This window comes from Luteibacter sp. P4_D7_3 (assembly GCF_056401735.1).
The window spans coordinates 1-23,331 of sequence record NZ_JBFUIT010000013.1; the positions used below are offsets into that span (position 1 = coordinate 1).

General features: G+C 61.1%; 22 protein-coding genes and 1 tRNA gene. 8 read left to right on the forward strand and 15 right to left on the reverse strand.

The window, feature by feature from the left end; genetic code table 11:
* On the reverse strand, positions 1–885 hold an 885-nt coding region (locus AC1DSN_RS02790; protein WP_477329510.1), incomplete at its 3' end, for a PQQ-dependent sugar dehydrogenase.
* Complete coding sequence (locus tag AC1DSN_RS02795) at positions 878–1,321, reverse strand: DUF2231 domain-containing protein (protein WP_477293593.1); 444 nt, start codon at positions 1,319–1,321, stop codon at positions 878–880. The genes AC1DSN_RS02795 and AC1DSN_RS02790, both read right to left, overlap by 8 nt.
* A gap of 118 nt (positions 1,322–1,439) precedes the next feature.
* Between AC1DSN_RS02795 and AC1DSN_RS02800 the strand changes: the two genes are divergently transcribed.
* From AC1DSN_RS02800 to AC1DSN_RS02820, 5 genes are all read left to right on the forward strand, one after another.
* A complete protein-coding gene (locus tag AC1DSN_RS02800; protein ID WP_331709604.1) occupies positions 1,440–1,991 on the forward strand; it encodes a DUF2127 domain-containing protein in 552 nt (183 codons plus the stop codon).
* Positions 1,992–2,117: 126 nt separating this feature from the next.
* Entirely contained in the window at positions 2,118–2,819 is a 702-nt protein-coding gene (locus tag AC1DSN_RS02805) for a DUF3348 domain-containing protein (RefSeq protein WP_477293590.1), read from the forward strand.
* 10 nt (positions 2,820–2,829) lie between these two features.
* Positions 2,830–4,926, forward strand: coding sequence for a DUF802 domain-containing protein (locus AC1DSN_RS02810; protein WP_477293588.1), 2,097 nt, complete (start codon positions 2,830–2,832; stop codon positions 4,924–4,926).
* Positions 4,923–5,573 (forward strand): OmpA family protein, encoded by a 651-nt coding sequence (locus tag AC1DSN_RS02815; RefSeq protein ID WP_063570574.1) that lies wholly within the window; start codon positions 4,923–4,925, stop codon positions 5,571–5,573. Before AC1DSN_RS02810 ends, AC1DSN_RS02815 begins: the two co-directional genes overlap by 4 nt.
* Complete coding sequence (locus tag AC1DSN_RS02820) at positions 5,563–5,940, forward strand: DUF2894 domain-containing protein (protein ID WP_477293585.1); 378 nt, start codon at positions 5,563–5,565, stop codon at positions 5,938–5,940. The genes AC1DSN_RS02815 and AC1DSN_RS02820 overlap by 11 nt, the downstream gene beginning before the upstream one ends.
* Positions 5,941–5,955: 15 nt before the next feature.
* Here the strand turns inward: AC1DSN_RS02820 and AC1DSN_RS02825 are convergent, their stop codons facing one another.
* Entirely contained in the window at positions 5,956–7,590 is a 1,635-nt protein-coding gene (locus AC1DSN_RS02825) for an alpha/beta hydrolase (RefSeq protein WP_477329512.1), read from the reverse strand.
* Positions 7,591–7,942: 352 nt separating this feature from the next.
* Between AC1DSN_RS02825 and AC1DSN_RS02830 the strand changes: the two genes are divergently transcribed.
* On the forward strand, positions 7,943–9,514 hold the full coding sequence (locus AC1DSN_RS02830; protein WP_477293581.1) for a glycoside hydrolase family 30 protein: 1,572 nt from the start codon (positions 7,943–7,945) through the stop codon (positions 9,512–9,514).
* A 64-nt stretch (positions 9,515–9,578) separates the two neighbouring features.
* Here AC1DSN_RS02830 and AC1DSN_RS02835 read toward each other — a convergent pair whose 3' ends face one another.
* The 5 genes from AC1DSN_RS02835 to AC1DSN_RS02855 form a co-directional block, all read right to left on the reverse strand.
* The gene (locus tag AC1DSN_RS02835) at positions 9,579–10,310 is read right to left on the reverse strand and encodes a hypothetical protein (RefSeq protein WP_477329514.1); all 732 of its coding nucleotides are present in this window, start codon (positions 10,308–10,310) and stop codon (positions 9,579–9,581) included.
* Positions 10,303–11,688 (reverse strand): AAA family ATPase, encoded by a 1,386-nt coding sequence (locus tag AC1DSN_RS02840; protein ID WP_477298057.1) that lies wholly within the window; start codon positions 11,686–11,688, stop codon positions 10,303–10,305. Before AC1DSN_RS02840 ends, AC1DSN_RS02835 begins: the two co-directional genes overlap by 8 nt.
* A gap of 20 nt (positions 11,689–11,708) precedes the next feature.
* The gene (locus tag AC1DSN_RS02845; protein WP_477329516.1) at positions 11,709–12,287 is read right to left on the reverse strand and encodes a RipA family octameric membrane protein; all 579 of its coding nucleotides are present in this window, start codon (positions 12,285–12,287) and stop codon (positions 11,709–11,711) included.
* Between the two features lie 505 nt (positions 12,288–12,792).
* Complete coding sequence (locus AC1DSN_RS02850) at positions 12,793–14,124, reverse strand: type II toxin-antitoxin system HipA family toxin (protein WP_477329518.1); 1,332 nt, start codon at positions 14,122–14,124, stop codon at positions 12,793–12,795.
* Complete coding sequence (locus tag AC1DSN_RS02855; protein WP_213948940.1) at positions 14,121–14,375, reverse strand: helix-turn-helix domain-containing protein; 255 nt, start codon at positions 14,373–14,375, stop codon at positions 14,121–14,123. The genes AC1DSN_RS02850 and AC1DSN_RS02855 overlap by 4 nt, the downstream gene beginning before the upstream one ends.
* 195 nt (positions 14,376–14,570) lie before the next feature.
* On the opposite strand from AC1DSN_RS02855, the gene AC1DSN_RS02860 reads away from it, so the two are divergent.
* The gene (locus tag AC1DSN_RS02860) at positions 14,571–15,683 is read left to right on the forward strand and encodes a J domain-containing protein (RefSeq protein ID WP_477297117.1); all 1,113 of its coding nucleotides are present in this window, start codon (positions 14,571–14,573) and stop codon (positions 15,681–15,683) included.
* Between the two features lie 25 nt (positions 15,684–15,708).
* On the opposite strand, the gene AC1DSN_RS02865 is transcribed toward AC1DSN_RS02860, so the two are convergent.
* The 3 genes from AC1DSN_RS02865 to AC1DSN_RS02875 form a co-directional block, all read right to left on the reverse strand.
* On the reverse strand, positions 15,709–17,946 hold the full coding sequence (locus AC1DSN_RS02865; protein ID WP_477329520.1) for a hypothetical protein: 2,238 nt from the start codon (positions 17,944–17,946) through the stop codon (positions 15,709–15,711).
* Between the two features lie 114 nt (positions 17,947–18,060).
* A complete protein-coding gene (locus AC1DSN_RS02870) occupies positions 18,061–18,609 on the reverse strand; it encodes a cysteine hydrolase family protein (protein ID WP_477297115.1) in 549 nt (182 codons plus the stop codon).
* A gap of 153 nt (positions 18,610–18,762) precedes the next feature.
* Positions 18,763–18,838 (reverse strand) — tRNA-Ile (locus tag AC1DSN_RS02875).
* Positions 18,839–18,996: 158 nt separating this feature from the next.
* Between AC1DSN_RS02875 and AC1DSN_RS02880 the strand changes: the two genes are divergently transcribed.
* Entirely contained in the window at positions 18,997–19,212 is a 216-nt protein-coding gene (locus AC1DSN_RS02880) for a hypothetical protein (RefSeq protein WP_477298895.1), read from the forward strand.
* A 281-nt stretch (positions 19,213–19,493) separates the two neighbouring features.
* On the opposite strand, the gene AC1DSN_RS02885 is transcribed toward AC1DSN_RS02880, so the two are convergent.
* The 4 genes from AC1DSN_RS02885 to AC1DSN_RS02900 all read right to left on the reverse strand — a co-directional run bounded on the left by AC1DSN_RS02885 (position 19,494) and on the right by AC1DSN_RS02900 (position 23,327).
* The gene (locus AC1DSN_RS02885; protein ID WP_477298897.1) at positions 19,494–20,018 is read right to left on the reverse strand and encodes a hypothetical protein; all 525 of its coding nucleotides are present in this window, start codon (positions 20,016–20,018) and stop codon (positions 19,494–19,496) included.
* Positions 20,019–20,105: 87 nt separating this feature from the next.
* On the reverse strand, positions 20,106–20,621 hold the full coding sequence (locus AC1DSN_RS02890) for a hypothetical protein (protein ID WP_477329522.1): 516 nt from the start codon (positions 20,619–20,621) through the stop codon (positions 20,106–20,108).
* 812 nt (positions 20,622–21,433) lie between these two features.
* Positions 21,434–22,276 (reverse strand): nucleotidyl transferase AbiEii/AbiGii toxin family protein, encoded by an 843-nt coding sequence (locus AC1DSN_RS02895; protein ID WP_477329524.1) that lies wholly within the window; start codon positions 22,274–22,276, stop codon positions 21,434–21,436.
* Complete coding sequence (locus tag AC1DSN_RS02900) at positions 22,269–23,327, reverse strand: type IV toxin-antitoxin system AbiEi family antitoxin (protein ID WP_477294630.1); 1,059 nt, start codon at positions 23,325–23,327, stop codon at positions 22,269–22,271. The genes AC1DSN_RS02895 and AC1DSN_RS02900 overlap by 8 nt, the downstream gene beginning before the upstream one ends.
* Positions 23,328–23,331: the final 4 nt, after the last annotated feature.

Here is a 23,331-nt window from a genome sequence, read left to right on the forward strand (position 1 = left end):
TTCCTGTACCGAGGTCATGTAGTCCGGCACGAGGTCGGCGCCGATCTCGTCGCGCTCGTTCACGATGGCCCAGAGCTTGCCGGTGGAGGGCTCCCATTGAAGTCCGGTCGGATTGCGCAGCCCCGACGCATAGATGCGGCTCGCGCCCGTCGCGACATCCACTTCGAGGATGTCCGCGCGGCGGTATTCCACGGCCAGGCCGTTCTCGGTGATGTTGCTGTTGGAGCCCACGCCCACGTAGAGCTTGGTGCCATCCGGGCTGGCCAGGAGCGACTTGGTCCAGTGGTGGTTGATGGTGTTCGGCAGGTCCGTGAAACCGACGCCGGGCGTCTTGATCTCGGTTTCCCCGGTCACATAAGGAAACTTCACGATGCCATCGGTGTTGGCGACATAGAGCGTGTCGCCAATCAGCTGCAGGCCGAAGGGCGAATTCAGGTTCTCGATGAAGATGTGCTTGTCCCACCCACCGCTCGCGTTCTTGCGCAGCAGGGTGATGCGATTGCCGCCCTTGCCCCCCTTGCCCGACTGGTTCTTCACCATGCCGGCGAAGAGCTGCTTGGGTGTGGTCAGCGGTTCCGTGCCCGGACCGTTGGACTCCACGACGAGCACGTCGTCGTTGGGCAGCACATAAAGCTGGCGCGGGTGCATCAGGCCGGCGGCCATGGCTTCGATCTTCAGGCCGGGCGCGACCGTCGGGATCTGGCCCTGTTTCCAGCCTGCCTTGTCGGGCACCTGCATGGGCGGCACGATGAAGCTCTGCGCCTTGGGCAGGGGCGGGTTGTCGCCCGACTGCTGGTCGGGCTGCAACGACGCTTTCTCGTCACAGCCGGCAAGGACGGCCACGCAGGCGATGGCCAGCACGCTGCGATAAAGGGTCTTATTCATGGACGAGGCTCCCAGGAGCGGTCGGCTGCACGGCAATGACGATGTGCGAGATGGCCAGGACCAGGACCGTCAGGGCGGAAAGCCAGACGCCGGCGGGCATCACCGCATACGCGTCGCGGCTGTGCACGAAGGCATTGATGACGGCAACGATGATGGCCAGCAGGTTCAGCCAGAAATCCAGCCGTTCGGCGGCGACCGTGCTGCGCCGGGAGGTAATCCACACCTGCACGAGGTTGACCACGCGCGGGATGATGGCGAACACCAGGCCGATGGCGATGAGCCACGCGGCGGCCTTCATCCAGAGGATCTCGCCGCTACGGCTGTAGACCACATCGAAGATCAGCGCGGCGACGAAGAAGCCGAAGGGAATGGGATTGAGGAGGCCGTAGATGGCGTTGGCCAGGACGGAGCGACGCGGTGCGGGACGGTAGCTCATGGGCGGCTGTCTCGATGGGATGGATGGATTGCGGTCGCGGGCGGACGCTGCAAGCTAGTCCGGCCTGTGTCGAGGCTATGTCTGGGATCCGGCCGCGGCTTGTACCGAATGCACCTCCTTGTCTACTAAGATCGGCAGCATGGCCCCTGACAGCACATCGACCGATCCGGAAGCGACGCCCCACTACCCCGCCGGCCTCCGCATCATCGCGGTCTACAAGGCGGTCAAGACCATCGGGCTGATCTTCATCGCCATCGCGGCGTTCCGCCTGGATGAGCAGGAAAGTTTCCAGCACCTCGTGCAGTGGCTGGAACACCTGCAATTGACCGAAAGCAACGGCATGCGCTGGAGCCTGGTGCACCTGCTCGAGGGCATGGGCCCGGCGAAGTTCGTCGCTGTCGGCATCGTGGCGTTGGTCTACGCGGCGATCTTTGCCACCGAGGGGATCGGCCTGTGGCTGCGGAAGTACTGGGCGGAGTGGTTTACCGTCATTGCCACCGGCTCCCTCGTTCCGGTCGAGATCTACGAATGCTTCGAGCGTTTCAGCTGGCTGAAGCTGGCCATCCTGGTGGCCAACGTGCTCATCGTGATCTACCTGGTCCGTGTGGCGATGCGTCCTCGTGAAGGTCACGGGGCCCAGCCGGCCAATCCCCGCCCGACGGGCGCCTGAGCGCCGGCCACCCCATTCTCAGGCGCCCTGATATTCCCGCGGCATCTGAGACCCGGCCTGCCATCGACGTGCAACGGCCTTGCCTGCGTTCGCGTGTAAAATGGTCGTCTTTTAGCCGGTCAAAGCGTGCAAGCAGCACCTCAACGGTCGACGGTCCGGGGCCCGGCGTTCATTCGCCTGCTGACCCGCCTCACCGACGTCGACGCCCCACAATCCGGTGCTTCCCTTCCGGACCGGCTGAGCCACTGGCTCGACTGGAAGCAGGCGGTCGCCTTGTCGACGGCGCTCGATGGCAACCCTTCGGCACCGGACGATGACGTGCCGGTCTTCGGGCAGGCGGCGGAAGATGAGTGCCTGCGCTCGCACGATGCGCTGGTCCATGCCATCAACACCGACCGCGCCTTCCTGACCTCGGCGCAGCGGGAGGCCCTTGGCATGCCGAACCTGGATGCCGCCAACGACTACGCGCCGCTTCGTCAGCGCTATATCGCCCTGCAAAGGAAGATCCAGGCGACCACGGGCAGCCTCAGGGGCAACCTGCGCGACATGCTCGCGCAGGGGTCGCCCGAGAAGGCCCGGCTCGCGGAGGTGGACGCGGTGATGGAGCTGGCGCTGAGCGCGCGCGAGCAATCCCTCCTGGGTAAGGTGCCCACCCTCTTGGGCGAGTACTTCGACGGCCTGCGCCAGCGCACCCAGGGCTCACCCGCCGACGCGTCAGCCTTGTGGCTGGACGTGTTCCGTAAAGACATGCAGAGCGTACTGCTCGCCGAACTGGACGTTCGTTTTCAACCGGTCGAAGGCTTGCTCGCAGCCCTTCGTGCCAGCTAACTGGAAAGTCATGTTCAGAAATTTTCTCAACCTTGCAGTGTTCGTCGTCGGCTTCGTCGCCGTGTGCTGGATCGGCGTGGGCTACGTGGGCTCGAACCCGCTGGGTGCCGCCGTCGCGCTGCTGATCGGCGTCTGCTACATCGCGGGTGCGCTTGAACTGCATCGTTATAGCCAGGCAACAGGCACGCTACAGCATGCTGTCGCCGATCTGTCTGCCACGCCTTCGAGCCTGGGCAGCTTTCTCGATCGCCTGCACCCGAGCCTGCGCCATGCCGTCCGCTTGCGTGTCGAAGGTGAGCGCGTGGCATTGCCTGCGCCGTCGCTTACGCCGTACCTGGTCGGCTTGCTGGTGCTGCTGGGCATGCTCGGCACACTGTTGGGCATGATGGCCACGCTCCGCGGTACCGGCCTGGCGCTGGAAAGCGCCACCGACCTCCAGGCGATTCGTGGATCGCTCGCTGCTCCCGTGAAGGGACTCGGCTTTGCCTTCGGCACCTCCATCGCCGGCGTCGCCACCTCGGCAATGTTGGGGCTGCTGTCCGCGCTTTGCCGCCGCGAGCGACTGGAAACCGTGCAACTGCTGGACGTAAAGATCGCGACCACGCTGCGCATTTACTCGCAGACCCATCAGCGCGAGGAAGCATTCAAGCTCCTGCAACAGCAGACCGAGGTGATGCCGACACTGATCGATCGCCTGCAGACGATGATGGCCGGCATCGAGCAACACAGCCAGCATGCGAGCGAGCGGCAGCGTGCCGCCCAGGAAGCATTCCATGTATCGACGGGCGAGATCTACGCGAAGCTCGCGTTGTCAGTGGAACAGTCGCTTAAGGACAGTGTGACCGAGAGCGCACGCGCCGCGAGCGCAGCGTTTCAGCCGGTCATGGAATCCACGATGGCCGGCCTCGCACGGGAAACGGCGTCGCTGCACGACACCGTCACCCAGGCCGTGCAGCAGCAGCTCGAAGGCCTTTCCAGCGCGTTCGCTTCGAGCACGGCCGCCGTCGCGGATATCTGGACGGACGCTGTCACCGGGCAGCAGCAGTCGAACGAAACGCTGGCGCGGGATCTGCGCGCCTCGCAGCAACGCTTTGCCGAGACCTTCGAGCAGCGCTCGATCAGCCTGCTCGACGGCGTCGCCACACGCCTGGATACGACGGCCGGCCAGGTCGCGGGCGCGTGGAGCGAGGCGCTGGCAAAGCAGGGCACCGCACACGAAGAGCTCGCCGCACGCAATGAGCAGGCCCTCGTCGCCGCATCGGCCGCATTCGAGAAACACGCGTCGTCGTTGGTCAGCGTCGTGCAGGCTTCGCACGAAGATCTGCAGGCGAAACTGCAGGCCGGTGACGCCGAGCGCCTCACGACCTGGGCTGACTCGCTCGCCGCGATGGTCGCCGCACTCGACGCGCACTGGGAGCAGGCCGGAGAGAGCGTCGCCGCTCGTCAGCAGGACATCTGCGACACGCTGGCGCGCACGGCAGGCGACATCGCCACGCAGACCCAGGCGCACGCGAATGAAACCATCGCCGAGATCTCCCGCCTCGTCGACGCCGCATCGGAAGCACCCAAGGCCGCGGCCGACATCGTCGCCGAGTTGCGCCAGAAGCTTTCCGACAGCATGGTCCGCGACACCGCTATGCTCGAGGAGCGCAGCCGCCTGCTCGCCACGCTGGAAACCCTGCTCGACGCGGTGAACCACGCCTCCACCGAGCAGCGCGTGGCTGTCGACGCGCTGGTCACCACATCGGCCGACCTGCTGGAGCGCGTCAGCACGCGATTCACCGACCACATCGAAGCCGAGACCGGCAAACTCGAGGTCGTGGGAACGCAGATCGCGGGCAGCGCGGCCGATGTGGCAAGCCTCGGCGAGGCCTTCAGTAGCGGCGTGCAGTTGTTCGGGCAATCCAACGAGGCGCTCATGGAGCGCCTTGCCGTCATCGCCACCGCGTTGGACAACTCGCTCGCGCGTAGCGACGAGCAGCTGGCGTACTACGTGGCCCAGGCGCGCGAAGTCGTTGACCTCAGCATGCTCTCGCAGAAGCAGATCATCGAAGAAATGCAGCAACTCGCTCGCCAGCGCGCCTCCGTCGGGACGGAAACGGCATGAGCGACGATATCGAGTTCGAAGGCGAATCGGTCGCGCCGATCTGGGCCGCCTTCGGCGACCTGATGTCGGTACTGCTGGGCGCTTTCGTGCTCATCCTCGTCGGCGTGATCGGCGTGCAGCTGCAGCTGTCGCATCGGCTGGACGAAGAGGTGAAGCAGCGACAGGCCGAAGCGCAGCGTCGCATGACGCTGGAACAGGCGCTGGCCGCGCCACTGGCGGCCGGGCGCGTCACGCTGGTCAACGGGCGCATCGGCATTCGTGGCAGTGTGTTGTTCGCCCTCAATTCCGATCAATTGCAGCCGGAAGGCCGCGAGGTATTGAAGAGCCTTGCCGGCCCGTTGTCGAACTACCTCACGACGCGCGATGAGGTCCTGATGGTCAGCGGCTTCACCGACGACCAGCAGGTGCACGACAGCAACCGTCATTTCACCGACAACTGGGAGCTCTCGGCGCAGCGTGCCCTCACGGTCACGCGCGCACTGATCGCGGATGGCGTGCCGGCGCCATCGGTTTTCGCGGCCGCATTCGGTTCGGAGCAGCCGGTGAGTGCGAACGATAGCGACGAAGGCCGCGCGAAGAATCGCCGCGTGGAGATCGCGCCGATTCCGAAGCCGTCGTCCACCAACGTGACGCCCCATGCGCCCTGATCGTGGGCCGCTCGGACGTCTCGCCGACGAAATCGTCGCCCGCTCGTCGTCGTATCCCGAACTGGCGACGCTCGATCAGTTCCAGAAGCTCTGGTCGCGCATGCGTACCGAGAGCCAGTTGCGTCAGTCCCTTGAGCACGCACCGGAGAACGCGGGTCCGCTCAACTCGAGTGCCCTGGTCCATCGCTCGATCGCGCTCATGCGCGATCTCTCGCCGGGCTATCTCCAGCACTTCGTGTCCTATGTCGACGATCTCTCATCGCTGGAGCAGCTGGGTCACGGCGCCGCCGCGATGCCCAGGGATGTTCCGCAGGCCGCTACCATCGGTAAGCGGCCCCGGGCCAAGGCGCGTTCGCGTCGCGAGTGACCGCCACGGCGCCGGTCATCGGTCGTCGGAGGGACTCTCCGGCGCCGTCGACGCCGTTCCTCGCGCGACCACATACATCTGCTGGCTCATCTCCTTGAGCAAGGCATTCGGATCGTCCCCTTTGGCGTAAAGATCCATGTGCGCCTTGTTGGGCAGGAAACGGATATCCGACCTGGCATGCAGCCCGTCGAGGACGGCCTTGAGCTTGTGCACGGCGCCGTCCAGATACCAGCTGTCTTCCGTACCCACGACGATGTGGATCTTGCCATCGAGGTCCGGCTTCAGCGTCGGCCAGTTCAGGCGGATGTATCGCGCAATGTCGTAGTGCTCGATCCAGTAGGCCTGCACCTGGGGGTCGATCTGGCCTGAGTAGCGATCGAACAGAAGCATCGGTGTTCCGTCGACATTCCTCGGCGAGAACACCCACTCGTAAGATGACACTTGTCCGCCGTAGGGACCCAGGACGCGTTCCAGTTGCGCGGCATCGGCGAAGGACCCCTCGCCGTGAAAGTGAACGCGGCTGATGGGCCAGAGCATCCCGTCCGGCCGTCGATAGAAGTTCGCGTTGCGTGTGTAGATATCCACGCCGGAGAAGTCATGGAAGTCGACCGGATCGGGCGAGGTCGACCACGTGCCACCGAAGATTTTCGGATACTGCGTCTGCAGCCACAGCGTCGCCCAGCCACCCGATGAGTGCCCGGTGAGAAGGCGGCCGGAGGGCTTGGCATCCATGCGGAATTTCGCCTCGAGCTCGGKGATGAGCTCCTTCGTGAGGGCGTCTCCCCAAGGGCCATTGTTCACCGAGTTGGCGAACTCGTTCGTGCCGGTGGTACCCGATTGGTCGAGGAACACCCAGATCATCGGCGGCATCTCACCCCTGCTCGTGGCGAGATGCACCGTGACGACATCGTCGACAAGGCTGTTCTTGTCTCCGCCGTAAGCATGGGTGAAATACACCGTGGGATACCGTGTGCGGGCGCCGCTGTTGTAGCCGGGCGGCAGGAGTACCCATCCGCGCATGTGCGTCGGGCGTCCCGAGAAGTTCGAAAGCAGCCGGCTTGTCACATCGAGCGGTTGGGTGCTTCGTCGGGCCTCGGGCGCATCGGCGCGTATTTCCGGCGTCTCCCAGTCCAGCTGCCAGGGATCGGGATCGGCCTGCACCTGCACCAGTGCGAGGGTCGGAGAAACGACAAGGGGCAGGCGCACGCTGATGATCGGACTGACCAGATCGCCGGTGTCGCGTCCGCTGTAGTTGTAGTTGTGATCCTGGTCCAGCACGGCCTGCAGCAGATACTCGCCCGCCGGTAGTTCCGAGAAGCGGGTAGGGAAGGCAACCGCGTCCGTGTCGATCTCCGTGGTCTGCTCCGGCGCCAGCCTGACGATCTCACGCGCCGCCACGGCCGTCCGCGTGGGATGCCAGGGATCCGCGTCCACCTGGGTCACCTTGCCGCCCTTGGCCTGGGCCTTTGCGTTTTTGGCCAGGGTCGCAAAGACCAGCAAGCGACCCGACACGGGACGCTTCGCCGCGCCGTCGAGCTTTACCAGGACGATGGGCGGCGTATGGCTGGCCCGCCAGCGCAGCGTGACGGCGCTACCTAGCAGCCCTGAGAGCATCAGGGCCACGATCCATAGGGTGGTGCGCGTCGTCATGCTCTTGGTTTTTCCTCATTCGGACGATCCCTTGTCCGGGGGGAGATCGTAATACCGAATCGACCCGCCTGACCGAGCCGTGTGTCGATATCTTCCCTCGCCGGTGGTGCCGGCGGCCAGCATCCATCGTCGGTCTTCACGCAGAAAGCTGCGAAGTCCTCTTCGTTTTCGCGCCTGATGCTCTCGGGCGCAGGGGTGGACCAGATGGCGCATTTTTCCGCGGCCGACTGAGCGCTGCATCGGTTTGGTCTATCGGCCCCGCGGCAGGTTCGCTATGCTGAATCGAGGCGAAAAGTGGAAAGCGTAGTGATCCAGGTGAGCTGCAACGTGAGCGACAGGATGCCCGGGCGCCATGGATGAGCGAGAGGTGAGTCCTCGCTGGGCAGTCGCCGCTTCCATCGGTTTGATCTCCCTGCTCAGCCTGCTTGCTCTTTATGTGCCGCGCTTCGTAGCGCCCATCGTGGCGGCTGCCAAAGCGGCGCCCCCGGTCCGTCAGATCATGCCCGCCGTCGACGTTTGGCTGAGCACGGCAGATCACCAATTGAAGCTGGCGCGTCAACCCGATATCGAGGTGAGCGCCCAAGATGCGGCGAGCGCCGATATCGTCATCGATACCAAGACCCGGTACCAGACCATCACCGGTTTTGGCGCGGCGATGACGGACTCCTCCGCATGGCTCCTCCACACCCGCATGAGTGCGCAGCAGCGCCATGATGTGTTGAGCGAACTGTACGGACCGCCGCCCAACCTCAACTTCAACATGATGCGCCTGACCATCGGCTCGTCGGACTTCTCGTTGAACGTCTATACGTTGGACGATATTCCCTTCGGCCAGACCGACCCGCAGCTGAAGCACTTCAACATCGCGCCTAACCTGCAGGACGTCGTGCCTGTGATGCGGGAAGTCCTCTCCATCCATCCCGGGATGCTCACCATCGCATCGCCCTGGGGCGCACCCGCATGGATGAGAACCACTCAGAATCTGCTGGGCGGGGAACTGGAAGAGCAGTTCGAGAGCACGTATGCGGATTATCTCGTCAAGTACCTCGACGCTTACGCGAAGCAGGGCATTCCGATTTTTGCCCTGACCTTGCAGAACGAACCCGCCTACGCGCCGATCAGCTATCCGGGCATGACCATGGGTGCTAAGACGCGAGCGCGACTCGTCTCGCAATATCTCGGCCCGAAACTGGCCAGTCGCAAACCGAAGACCAGCATCCTGGAATGGGACCACAACTGGACCCCCGTCGAAGAACCATTGGCCGTGCTTGCCGATCCCGATGCCGCGCGCTACATCGATGGCGTCGCGTGGCATTGCTACGGCGGCAGCCAGCATGAGCAGGGCCGTGTGCATCGCGCGCATCCTGACAAGGACGCGTACATAACAGAGTGCACCGGCGGTGAGTGGCCTTTGTCCGTCAACGGCGAGTTGCTCTGGTTCTCACGAAACCTGCTCGTCACGGGAATCAGGCAGTGGGCGCGTGGCGTCGTCTACTGGAACCTTGCACTGGACGAGAATCATGGTCCCCACTTTGGTGGGTGCTCGCGCTGCAAAGGTGTCATCACGATCGATTCGGAAACGGGCGAAGTGACCCGCAACGACGAGTACTACGCGCTGGCACATTTCAGCCGCTTCGTCGAGCCGGGAGCATTCCGGGTGAACTCCACGGATACCGACGTCAACGACAATGGCGTTGCGAACGTCGCATTTCAGAACGACTTCGACGGATCGATCGCTTTGGTGATGGTGAATCTCAACAAGGAGATTCGACGCATCTCGGTCGTCGACGGCAAGAATCGATTCGAATACGCGATGCCGCCAGAGAGTGTGGCGACCTTTGTGTGGGATCCGGACCTGGCGCGCGGATGGATATTGCGTGCCCTGCGTTGGCTAGGACCGTCGAGGACCCAGCTTCACCTGTAGTCATCGCTTTGTACGAACAATTCGCGCGAAGGCTTCGGCCTAACGCAAGGCGTATCTACGATGGCTAAGGCGCATCTTCCTTTGCAAGCAGAGCGACGACGACACGTGCCGACTCCAAGCCGCAATTCTGAGCCAGGCCGTCCAGTAGCCGAAGCCACTTCTGCCGATGGCTAGTGCTTCTGAGACTGAAGAACTTTTCAATTGCTTTCTCTGCAGAGGCATGCTGATCCGGCGAAAAAAAATCTGCTAACCGCGCGCTGTTGAGTAGGTGTATTCCGCAAACACTAATTGTATTCCTTCCCTTTGGATGACCGTCTTTGGCTTGAACTCGATTGAACTTGTCGTACTCGAGAAAGTGGTCCCACTCGTCAATTTGAGGATGGACGATCAGATAGTCGGTCGAGCGATCTGGTGGCTCGGATGGGCAAGTCACGGGCGCGGCCAAGACTCGTTTATTGCTCTTCTTTCCGCCGCACGTCTTGCAGCAAACAGCGATGTTCGATAAGTGAAACATCAGCCACGGGTGCCGGGATCTGTCGAGGATATGCTCGGCGTCGAAACTTCCCCCATGCCTATCAAGTTCTTTGCTGCAATAGCAGCAACGGCGTTTCTGATGGTGATAAAAGTGGAACTTAACCTCACGCCTGAAGGTGTTGATCAGATGTGCATCTGAATCAGGACGACCGGTCCAGAGGTTCGCATCTTCGGCTCCCCGCCGTTGAAGATGCTCGTGCTGCTGTGTATCCAATCCCGGAATAGAGGTCGGGGTAGGGGCCCGGGAACGGAAACTATTCATCGCCGCTCTCACTGAGTGTTAGCAACTCCAGCCCACGTTCAATCAGCTCGAGATCTTTGCCTGCGTGATCGTCTCGGTGTGAATGGCTGTAGAGTCGTCGAAGTCGCTCAAGTTCGGCGATCGCTAAGAGGTTGGTGTCGTAGTCGCCGGTCGTCCCCGCTGTAACGGTGGAGAGAATCAGATTCGCGAGATGAGCGCTCCCGGCGACAGGAGTATTGAATACATCCAGAAGCGCACCCTCAACTGAAGGTCGACGTGGCGATGGCGTGTTCTCATCGACATCTTCGCTCATATGAAGAACTTCGACTCCCCGATGCTGCGCGCTCTGGACTATCAGAGGAGAGTGTGTCGCGATGAGCACGTGGCAATCGCGATGCGGGGAAAGCGCCATGAGTAAATGTTCGAGGTAGCTCTGTTGCCATCGGGGATGGAGACTGAGCTCGGGTTCATCGATGACGACGAGCGTACTGTCCTTTAGGGTGGCGGCCAGCCCAATAATGGAGCAAAGCATCTGCTGTTGGCCCGAGCTCGCCATCGCAACGTCGAAGCGGTGCTCCCCTATCGTCGAAATCTCGCAGGAGGCAAGCTCGAGAAGGTTCAATCGACGAAGGAGTGAGAGCGCCTGGAGCAAGGCGAAGTCCAGTGACTTTTGGTCGGTTCCGTTCAGGTCTAGACGAAACTTTCCGCGCTCCAAGTATGGAGCCACAACTTCAAATGCAGTACTGACGAGCTCTGCGAGGTCATCTAGGTTCGTCTGATTCAACTGCCTTCGCAGCTGAGCCTTGAAGATATGATGACTTGGCCAATATCCCGCGGCGGCCTCCTCAAGATAGCGGCGTATGCGAGTCCTCTGGTCTCCGGTCATTCCAGTCAAAAACCTGAAGTCCTTCTTAGGGACGTAGGTAAGAAGAAGACTGTCTCGCAGATCCAGGCCTCGCATGACTTCGAAAATTGCGTGTACGCTTTTCGACCGCTCGCTCAGGCGATAGATTGCCTGTTCGATAATCTGCTTCGTAAGGCCTTTTCCGACAAAGCGTGTCTGACTGTGTAGGCCGATACAGTAATAGGCGAACCGATCTTCAGCGTCATCTCCGTAAATGTCCGCGAGCGACGTGCTGTCGGCCAGGGGGCGGGGAAATCGGCTGAAAGGGCTGAACGTTTGACTAATGGTCCTCGACGGCCGGTCACTCAGCTGAGATGCGTTGGGACTGTAGTAGTAGTCGCCAGTGTTTCGAGTAAATTGACGCATGATCGCTGCGAGTGATTCGGTCTTTCCCGATCCGTTCGCCCCAGTTAGAAGATGGAGAGTGTTGCTGCGGATTCTGCTGCGAGGAAGGTCGCGGTGACCGGATGGTGTCCATAGCGAACGTATTTCCATGTGGGAGCTTTCCGAGTCAATCAGCGAAGCACGTTAGCGAGGAGCAGGACAAGAATCCACGAACATAGGAAGACAGCCGCCATTCTCATCGGGGTCCGGCTCGGAGAAAACCTTTGCATTATTAGCCAGTCTTCGATCCTCTTGAAGGAGCATCTTTGCGTGGCGGTCGTCGTGGATCCGTTGCTGGCGAGGTGCTCACGAACGACAGAGGCAGAATCGTCGTGACTGAAGAGGGTGATTACATTGGTGACGCCAGATGCCCTCAAAGCTTCCAGGTAAGCCTCCTCGGCTTGCTCCGTTGCAGCTTCCCAGCGCACCTGCCAGAACTTGGCACCCGCCGACATCTGAAGTTGAAACAGAGATAGTACTGCGCCTATCAACGCGACAACGATGACGCCTAAGAATTCGGGAGAGGCTCCCTCTTTAAGAGCGGCAGCTACAAGTGCGCCTTGTGCAATTAGGACGAAATTATTTCGTGACGACAGCTGCGATATTTCGAAGTTTCTAGTCTCGAGAGCACAAGCCAGGACCTTCTCGAGGCGATCAACTTCACTTACGGTCGGAGCGTGGAGTATAGCTGTGGGTGCCAGAGTGATCATGTTTGGTCCTGCCATGAGGTTGGAGGGCGCCAAGCGGCCCGTCAGTGGCGCATGCCGCGCCATACCCAGATATATTTCGGCAGGAGGTTAAAAAAAGTTAGGTCAGGAAGCCATCGCGACGCGCGATTTGCCGGAACAGCGTATATCCGTTGCGATATCGTCACTTGTCTGTGCCAGACCCCGTGATGTGCGACGGTGTGTAGCCGCTGACTAGGCAGTGGTTTTTTGAGACACAACTGCCCCGACATCCCGGCTGCTCTTTAGGCGTTGGACTAGAAGAGCGTGGCCGAATCGGTAACCAGGAATTGTCATAGCCACGACATGGACTTTGCGTTCTGCGTCGCCTGGGGTAGGGCGCTCCGAGAAGGTGCCGTGTGCACCTAGGTGACCGGGCCCCCGGCACCCATGCGGCGAGTTGCTCTTCGAGCTCAAGGGCGAGCTGGTGCGCATCCAATGCCTTGGTCTTTGTGAGTTTGCTATCCAGTAACTTGACGTACCTTCGGAACTATTTCCGCCTGCCTAGAAGCTCTGAACGTCCGATGTCGGACTTCCCGACGTCCAGCTTCGGTGGGTCGGAGAATCCAGTGAAGGCATCTCCCAACGACACTTCGCCCAGCGCGTATGTTTTCTTGTTGCGTAGACCATTGATGCCTTCTTCCCAGGCCAGGAGCATGCGCTTGCCAATGTCGCTGAAAGCCGGGTGTTCCTCTATGGCGCCGCGTACTGCCGGTGCCACCTCGCAAATGGCCTGGCCGATGCCTTCGACAATCTCCAACTGCTCTTTCACCGAAATTCCGAAGGTGTTCGCAATGRATGTCTGCAAGTTCCTGCCAGGCGCCCACGTTTTCTTTCCCATGAACGAAATAGCTGGCGGATTGTGTTGGTATCCCGCATAGACGCTGGTTGTCAGCATGTCGTACACCGGTGCCAGGTGGACATCGGTTCGCGAGGTGTAGAGAAGCGCGATGTTCTTGGAATGACAGTCGGCGTTTCGCAATGCATAGGTAAGCAGCAGCGTGGTCGCCAGTTGGCGAAAGGTATTGATTCGCAACGTGCCCGGGACATGATCTCGCACCGCCTTCGCGACACGCTCCCAAGTGGCGTCGTATTTCGCTGACGGGCGCATGCCGAGCAGTGCGCAGAAATCCTCCATTCCCCACCGCGGCTGGCCATGCTCGTCCACGTCAAAACGGTGCACCACCAGTGCCTGACCATCCTGGGAGACTTCGGTTTTTGCGGCCGGTGAGACCTTAGCGGCGACCCGCATGCACAGGTGTTCGTTCAAAGCTGCAAAGGGTAATAAGCGCGAAGAGCCTTTAATGATGTGCCGGCGCGTTAGCAGCGTTGCCTTATGGTGCGGCCCCAATGCTATGCGCTCGTCCTGAGCGTCCAGGAATTTGGGCACGACGCCCGACACACCGCTGGTCGCGTGCTGGCGGACCAGTTCGGCGAACGCTTCTTCGGAATTGTCACCCTTTAGCAGCGCGGAAACTTCGATAGGCTCGGTCGGTTCATCCAACCTGGCGCCAGGCGCTGCGACTTGCAGACGCCCCACCATGTTGCGACCTACGACGGAAAGCAGGGCTAACGGACTGGCGCCGACGTGCGGCCCGAACTTTTCTTGCAGCACCTGGAGAAGATAGCCCTCGGGGAGGTTCATCTGTAGAACCGGAGGTAGCGTATCGTCCCAACCCCAGGACTCGGTGCGTACGCCCATTGTTAGCGAGACGAAATCGTTGGGTGCCGTTCCCGCGTTGTAAGTGAGCACGCTGCGGAAATCGCCCACCGACTCCAGCGTAGCCACGTCGCGCCCCAGCACGTAGACCGACAGCTTCATGTGCCTCCCCGCTCCTTGCGAAGTTCATCCAATGAGCCGGATGCACCCTCTTCGATGAAGTGCAGTTCCATGCCGATGACGGCCAGCACCGCTAGCAGCTTGCGCGAGCCAAATTCCGCCGATCTCCCGCGCTCGAAACGCGATAGCGACTCTGGGGTGATTCCTGCGCTTTCAGCGACCATGGCCTGCTTCAGGCCAAGCGCTTTGCGCCTGGTGGCAACAGCCTCGCCGAGTTCAGCCAGAGTTTGCATTTGATAAATACGTCAAGTATTGGCTAGTGAAGCCCTATTATTGATGTAAATATCAATAAGCGCAAGCGTCTCGGTCCCGGTAGGGAGCGGATGCAGCCGCGCCACTTCCACCGGCTGGACCAACGCGACAGCGACAACGACCTGATGCCTTAACATATCCGGCGCATCATCTCGTGCTCCCGGAATCGCTTCATCGTGAAGAAAACGCTCAACCCCATCGGCGCGACTGGCGCTGGCGCCGACCGGCTCCTTTCAAAAGGCCAGAAAGCGTTCAACGCGCTGATCGCCAGAATCGAGAAGCGCCGGGCTTCGTTGGCCGAATGGGAGGCGTTCGGTCCCGAATTCCAGCGGCGATACAACGACGAGTTCGAACCCCTCAAGGATGAGTTCGACACGGTGCGTATTCAGATGGTGCAGCGCCTCGACGAATCCTACGGCGAGAAGGCGCTTACCAAAGGCGAGCGTCAGACGGTCGCCGATCTGATCTGTTACTTCGCGGAGCTCATTCTTCCGTCCGTCGACGATCCTTCGCTCGCTGAGATTTACGAGCGCTACAAGGCGCCGGATGCTGACGTCGAAGCTGAGGCCATGGAGGACCTGCGGAATGACCTGAAGGCCACGTTCGATATCGACATCGGCGACGATGTCGATCTCAGTTCGCCCGACGACGTTCTCCGGCATGTGCAGGAGCAACTCGACAAGCGAGACGAGCAAGCGCGGGCAGAGAGGGCGGCGTATCACGCGAAGCGCAAGAAGACGCCAAAGCAGGAAGCGGCCGAAGAGCGTGCGCGCGCCGAGCAGGCGGAAATCCATCTATCGATTCGCGAGGTATACCGAAAACTGGCAAGCGTGCTGCATCCCGATCGCGAGAGTGATCCTGTCGAGCGCGAACGGAAGGTTGCCCTGATGAAACGGGTGAACACGGCCTATGCCAGCCGGAGCCTGCTCGATCTGCTCGAAATCCAGCTGGAGCTGGAGCACATTGACCAGGCGGCCCTGGAAAATGTCGGCGAGGAAAAGCTCAAGCGCTGGAACGCGATCCTGAAAGAGCAGCTGAGCGATCTCGATACAGAGCTCGGTGAGATTCAACTCAACTATCTGATGAGAAGCCGAATGGATCCGATGTCGTCCGTAACGCCGAAGAACGTCAAACGCGTCTTCACCGCTCGAATCACCAGCTTGCGCGAGCACATCAAACTGGTCGAACGCGATATGCGTGTGTTCGACGACATCAAGCGTCTTAAGCCTTGGCTGAAGCGCATGAAGTTCGAGCTGGCCGCGCAACACACCGACCATCGGTTCGACTAGCCCCTGTCGAGCGAACCACTTACCTTCACCGCCACGCGGCGGGTCGCCCCAGCACCTCGCTGACCATGCGCCACGGCTGATAAGTGAACGTAACCGTGTGCTCACCCGCCGGGACGCAGACGGCGCGCACCAGCCCATTCGCCCGGTGGTGCGGCACCTCTTGCCGGTCGATACGTGTCACCCAGCCGGGAAAATCCTGACCCGACATCACCAGCCACCCTGGCGCCACGCCAGACGTCTTGATGTCCGTGCGGACGTTGGTTGCCTGCGATGTCCGTATCGTGAGCTGGCCCGTGCAGGTCGCGGCGTCCTGCGTGACCAGGTCAGCGTCCGCCTGATCGCGCGGGGTAAGAAAGACAGTGTGACCAAAGTCGGCGGAGGCAAACTCCGCAGGCGAGGGCAGCGATCCCAGGGGCAGCACGATAGCCTCGGTGGGCGCGACAACGCTGGGTGACGATGTCGTGCGGATGATCTCCGTTTTGTCGTCCGCGTAGACCCGTGACGCTGGCAACGCCGGAGGGTATTGCCAGGAAAGTGTGGATGTCCCCGCGGGCAGCGCGACGTAGGCCACGCCGAGCATACGGTTCATGGCGCCGGAAGGATCCGGATTGTAGACCGTGGTCGGGCGCGGACCGTCCCCGTCCGAATACGCGCCGTACAAGCGGTCGAAGATCACCCAGCGCAGCGGCCCGTAACCGTGTGTCGCCGGCAGATCGCGTAGCACGACGAGATTCTTCCATCCCGCGCCGAGGTCGGTGGCTTCGATACGCGGGGGCAATGCACCCGGTGGGGTCTCGCGCAGTCGCGTCGCGAGGAAGGTCACCGCCGCGTTCTCCCTGAACTTCTTTCCCGCATCGCCGCGCTGGTTGAACTCGCCGTTGAGGTTGAAGCAGCGGTAGTCCACGACGACTACCGCCAGCAGGGTGATCGCCACGTGCCGGGTATTCGTCGAGCGGCGTGCATGCCATAGCGCCGCGGCCGCAGCCATCGGCGCGACGATGCTGGCGGCCTGCCAGCCCTCGCCCGTCCCGCACATGGCGAGGCTGGCGAGGAGGAGCCAGCAGGTCGTCGCCGCCAGCAGCCAGGTCATCCGTCGGCGATTGGCGAGGTCGACGTGCGAAGCCCCGAACGCGACGGCGATGGCGAGTGCCACGTTCAGGAGGTATGCGGAGTCAGAAGGCCGTCGGAACTGTTTTATTCCTGGCAACGCGTGGTAGAGCCAGCCGTAGATAGGCGTATGGCCACCCACCATGTAGACGATCGCGGCGATCGACGTGACGCCGAAGAAAATGAGGTGACGTCGTTGTACGGGGACGGCCCATGCCTTCCTGAGGCCCATGCAGAACAGCAGCGACGGAAGGGCGCCGATGTAGAGGAAGGTCTCAATGGGATCGACCRCACCGGTGTACTTCCCACGCAGGCTTTGCAGCGCGTTCGGGTCGAACAGGGTGAGGAAGGTGCGCCAGTCGACGGACATCGATGTCGCAGACTCGAGTGGAAGCTGGGGGCGATTGGAGACCGCTACGAAGGCGTAACTCAGGAGCAGCTGAGGCAGCGCCATCGCGATCGCGATACCGCCGCCGAGGACAGCACCAGCGATGACACGATAACGTAGCTGTGGCGTCCAGGATGGCCAGCGAGCCGCCACTACCCAGGCGGCATAGGGGACGAGCATCAGCCCGATCAGGTAGGTCAGCTGCACCGGCTCAACGAGAATGGCGCCAGCGGCGAGACCCGCGATGGCACCTCGCCACACGGCTGGCCGGTCGAGAAACCAACGCAGTGCCAGCAGCGTCACGGGGAGGAAACTGTAAGCCAGAACGATCGGTACGTATTGGATGCGCGATGCGGCGACGCCGCCCGCCATGAAGACGATGGCGCCCAGTGTGGCGCCAAAATCCGTACTGCCGAACCGGCGCATGAGCGCCAGGAACGCACCGCCTCCCATCAGCACGTGCAAGAGCGCGGCCCATACGAACCAGGTCGTGCCCGGGTCGGTGCGCAGCAGCATCCAGGCCATCAGCAGCGGAGAGAACAGCATGGCCTGGGGGTCCGCAATTTGCGGGTAGCCGCCGAAGATGAGGGGGTTCCACCAGGGTGCGAGGCCCGTCCGGATGCTGTGCACGTTGAAGTACACCATCGGGTAGAACTCGTTCATGGCGTCCCCGGGAAGGACGCGCAGGCCAAGCAGCAGCGGAAGATTGAGAGCGACCCAGGCAAGGATCAACACGCCAAACAGCTGGGCGAAGGAGCGTGACTTCATCGGATCGCTTTAATTTCACTGAAGAATGACCAGTCAGGTTAAGGATAACCTGACCGGCTTCAACGAGGGCGAGTACAGGCGCCAGGTGACGGAGCGCGATCCCGAAACGTCGACTTACACGCCGAGGAAAGTCTCGGTCGATTCGACCTTGGCATAGCCGAACTGCAGGGCCGCCATGAAGGCGGCATGGACCTGACTGGCCGGGACCTGCACGCCGTTGAACTCGAGGTCGTGAGTGGCACAAGCATCGTGGATCACGGTGGCCTTGAAACCGAAGTCATCCGAGGCTCGCGTCACGGCGTCGATGCACATGTGGCTCATGTTGCCGACCACCGTGACGTTCTCGATGCCGCGGCTGTCCAGCATCGCTTTGAGCGGCGTTTCGCGGTACGGATTCATGAAGTGCTTCACGATCACGGTTTCATCGGCAAGGTTCATGGCCTTCGCGTGCAGTTCCGCGCCATCCGTCCCGGGGACGAAGAACGGGGCACCTTCGGCCAGCGTTTCATGGCGGATATGGACGACAAGGTCGCCGTTCCGGCGGGCGGCTGCAATGATCCGTGCCGCATTGTCCGCAGTGGCTTCTACGCCTTCAAGAATCCACTTGCCACGGGGGAAATAGTCGTTCTGGATGTCGACGACAATAAGCGCTTGCCTGGTCATTTTCGAGCCTCGGGAGAGTTGATGAGCAACCAACATKGTTGCCGCCTACCCCGGGCGAAATGGCGACATTCCACAATGCACTGTTGTGAAAAATGGCTGCCTGGAGACTGTTGGCGCGTACCAGCCAGGTCAAAAGCCATGGCACAGCGCGCTTGGTGGGCCCACCAGGACTCGAACCTGGAACCAAAGGATTATGAGTCCTCTGCTCTAACCATTGAGCTATAGGCCCTTGCGCGGCGCCAAGTGTAACCAATGGATGCCGATTCGACGATGGGCGCACACCCACACGGTGAGGCAAGGAAGCGTGATGAGGCCCGGCGCCCGGAGGTCGCAAGTTCAGGACGCTTCAGCCATTCTTGCCTGGTTTCCACCAAGCAAGGGGGTTCTATGAAGAAGCTTGTCATTTCCGTTGCGCTGGCTGTTGCGGCGCTGGCGCTGCCGGCACTGTCGATGGCGCAGTCGCGTCGCGTGGTCGTCGTGCATCACCCGGTCCATCACCGTCCGGTGCATCACCACTATCACCACCGTGCCTATCACCACCGCCCGTACCACCGTCCGCCGCCGCGCCACCATCCGGCGTATCACCCGGCCTACCATCGCTGAGGCCTATGCGGCATCTCTGACGGCAGCGCCCGCTTAGGTGGGCGTTGCCTTAGCATCGGCATGGGCTTGTCGGAATCAAGCTCGTTCTGGTCTGGTTCGACGATAGAACACCCATGATCGAACCATGCCGCTTGCCAGCGTGATGCCACCACTCACGTCGAAGAAGAGGCAGTCCGATCACGAGGGCGATCGAGACCCACGGCAACAGGCAATCCCATAGCCAGGCGACCAGGCCCTTGCCGAAAACGTTGGTGAATTCGCCGGCGAACACGATGAGTGCGTCAGGGAACGTCGGCGACGCTCCACACGTAGGGAAGCGCTTCGGGAAAATTCATCCTGTCCAGAATCTTGTCCTGCTTCTTCAGGATGGCCCGGCAACCGTCGGCCATGCTGTCGCCACTTTGCGAAATATCGGCAGCACGTAGCAGCGCCTTCTTCATCGTGTCGCTGCTGTCCGCCGAGAGGGCGTTGATGAGCGCCTGCTCGCTCCCGCCCAAGCGACTGTAGGCAGCACGAACACGATCGTGCTCAGCGGCGTATCGGTTCGCGTAGTTCCTCGCATAGTCGGACAGGTCGATGCCTTCCTTCCTGCAGACGGCGGGCAGCAGGTTCGCGCCCGACCAATAGAAGCTCAGATAGACCTCGAGTGCAGCCTTGCGCCGTTGGGCGACCGGGAGGGCATCAAGCTGCGCTTGTACGTGTTGGCGAGCCTCGTAACGCTCGTGGGCCAGAGTGATCTGGCGTAGGGCGGCCTGACCGCCATAGACGACGATGACGAGCACGACGAGGCGGAAGATCCATTTCATCCCGGTGGTTCCCTGTTGATTCCCCGGTGAGCATTAGATCGCAAGAAATTGCGAATATCCATCCCCATCGGAACACGGTGCCGATCTTCAGTCTTTGCTGGACAGGCTTGAGGTGATGAACGATGCCAGCTCCCGTCGAACGCCACCGGTCAGCCATTGGGACAGGCGAACCGCGACGAACCCACCCATGCTGACGCCGACCGCGACCAGCACCAGGACGGGACGTGGGTACACGCCGGGGTTCGCTTGAGAGACAACGATGCCCGCGCCAAGCATGCCAACCATCGCGATGACACAAGCCCAGGCCCTTACCACGGGCACGACGCCGAACTTTCCCAGCAACACCGTCTTATCGCCTAAGGCTTCGAAGCGACCGACAAAACGCGGCCGAAAAACGTTGCTCATAAAGGGCGTCATCCATGTCAGCCGTACGCGTTGTTGGGCGACTTTCCCGAAGACACGTTGCCCCTCGTGCGTGCGGAGGCCCGAGAGGAAGCCATCTTTCTCCACGACGGAAGACAAGCGACGGATCGACTCGTCCAGCGAGAGGTCGGTCGGAAAGGCGGCCGGAGAGTCGCCAAAGAGGAGTTGTGCGATGCGCATGGTGTCTGAATCCTTATGAGCACGAACGAGCGAGAACGCTGATCACGATGAGGGCCCCGAGCACCACGAGAGTTGCCACGGGACTCGACCTCCTTCGTGGTCTGTACTCTTTGGCCGGCCGTGCCTGTGCAGGCGGCACGGGATGCGATTGCAGCCACTTCGTATGGCAGGCCCCACAGAAGAAGTGAGTCTTCTCGTTACGCCACGCTTCAATCGTGCGCTGGTTGTGCGGCGTGAGTGCCTTACAGCGCCAGCAGTTGAAAAACGTGTCCTTGGGTTGCCTTCGAGACGAAGTTCCACGCGCATACACAATCACCACGAGGAAGACGATCCCCAGGATCACGCCAACGATGTCTTTAGCCGACAAACCATCCATTGAGCCTTCTCCCGTCCGTTCGAGCACCCTAGAAAGTCTTGCCAAGTCCGAGCGAAAAGATAATCGGCACGACGATCCTGTAGGTCGTCTCGTCTTTTCCCCGCGGGCAAGCGGACGTGTCGAAGCGACAGCCCTTGGACCGGGCGAGCGTCACCGAGTCGAGGACGGACGATCCGCTGGTTCTTTACAGATGCATCTCGACAGCTTCTCGTCGTCGAGACCCCTGGACAGGAGTGCGCGGCGCGCCTGAGCGAGGCCATCGGCGTGCCTGCGTGACATATCCATAACGATGTACCCCCTGATCCCTGGCCAGCATTACACCGCATGGCTGCAAGGCTTGCCAAGGCCCGGCCAGGCGACAGCCCCACCGAAAGAAAACGACCGCTTACGCGGGCGTTCTCAGCTAACCAGGTGTCGTTACCGATCCAGTCAAACGCTAATGAAAGCCCGCTCGAAACTCGCCGATAAGCGCCTGCCCGACATCGGTCGAATCGGTGCCCCTGGCCCGAACCATGTCTAGCGCTAGCGCGTCCATGAGTCGAGAGTCCGCAAGTAGCGATGCCAGGCGCTCATGGGACGCGCCGGAACAGAGCCCTGCAACATCCCGCCCAAGCAGTCTGGGTGATGCCCGGTCCAGATCGAATTCGACCGCACCCAGGAGTTCAATGGCTTCGCCAAACAGTCTCTCGTGGTTGCCTGCGTCTCCATATTGACGAAGTATGAGGGCTAAATCGAAGGCGTCTTTGTTCGTTGTGGTTCGGCGATCAACCCATGCGAAGTACTTGAGCAAGGTGAGGCCGGGCAAGGTCACCACGTGAAAATTTAAGTCCGACGCAAGCCCAACTAACTCAGCAGCTCTCGCCGCATCTTCGTAACCAGCCACGTTCATTTCGATGTCGTCGTTCTTTGGCCAGCGAAAAACCTCGCCGCCGACCCCCGCTCCGTAGGGGACGACATCGACACTCCGAGAAGGCAGTGTGTCCGAGTAGCGGAATAAGATGCGGTGGGCCATAGATTTGTCCATGGTGAACCTGGGGTCGTCAGTCAACGCCCGCGCCACGTTTTCGAATGCTTCCCAATTGGGTACGGCCAAAGCGAAGTCCATGTCCTCAGTGGCCCTGCGAGCAGGAATGTCGTGCAGGAACGTAAGCATGATGTCCCGCGCCGTTGCCCCCACGAGCATGACGGGTACATTCAACGCGTGTGCACTTGAGTTTAYGGCTCTGAGAATATCGAGACTTAGCGGGTCGAGGGGGCGATCTTTCGGCAACTTACGCATGATGAAGATGACGTTCCCTGAGTTCGTCGGCTGCTTCGGCGGCTCGCGGATCCAGAAGCGCGAGCAGATCTGCATAAATCAATAACGATGGTACGAGTCCGCGTGCCGTCTGCTCGTTGTCGAAGCTCCAGAACGATTCGACAATCTCGATTGTGCCCTCGTGGTCGGCGCGGAGTTTGTGTTGCTGGACAAGCCCTGCGATGGCCGTCTTGTCCCAGTGTCGCTTCGTGTAGAGCGTCGCTGTAATCGGCTTCAAGTGTCCGTCTAGAATAGCGGCTGCTACTTCGCCGCCCCACAAGAAATCACCCCGAAAGCTTGTCGCTCGCTGCCACCAGTTCGCTACGGTTTCTGGGGCGCTGAACCGCTGTGTTTTGAGTCGAGGCTTCAGTTTGTGGGTGTAATTGGCTGCCCATTCTTCCTGAAGACGAGGCAGGTCCAGAAAGTGGCGTCGCTTGTTGCCGTCGCGTTGCGAAACGAGCCCTCGTAATTCGAGATCGTTGAAGATCCAGCCGACTGAGCCGAGGGAAATTCCTGAGACGCTGACCAGTTCCCTGTACGACGCCCCCAGCAGTTCGGGCTTGCAGATCAGGGCAAAGATGAGGCGGAGCGATCCATAGCTGGTGCCACCGCGGTAATCGGTCGGTACGCCTGGCGCGTCATCAGGTAGCTTGTTGCCTTTGACGAACACGAAGAGACCCTTGTCCTCGAGGTAGCAGTTTCCCGTCGCATCGATGACATTCAGTCCGATCTGTCGGCACTGGTCCAGCATGTTGGCGGACATGCGATGCGTGACCAAGAGGGGCAAAGCGGTTGACCGAACGGCGTCCAGTTGGGACTTCACCTGCAAGAGCATGGATGTCCTGTCGACCCGCGACTTGCATTCGGCAATGAAACGCCTGTGCCCGTCCGGAAGATCCAGATCCAGGAATGCGTCGGTTCTGTAGCCCTTCTGGGCAACACTCGTCGCCTCGGCAGCGACTACCGAGAAGTCGAGGCCGGTCGTCACCCGGACTGCGGCAACGGCACAATGGATGAGCTCATCTTCATTCATGGGG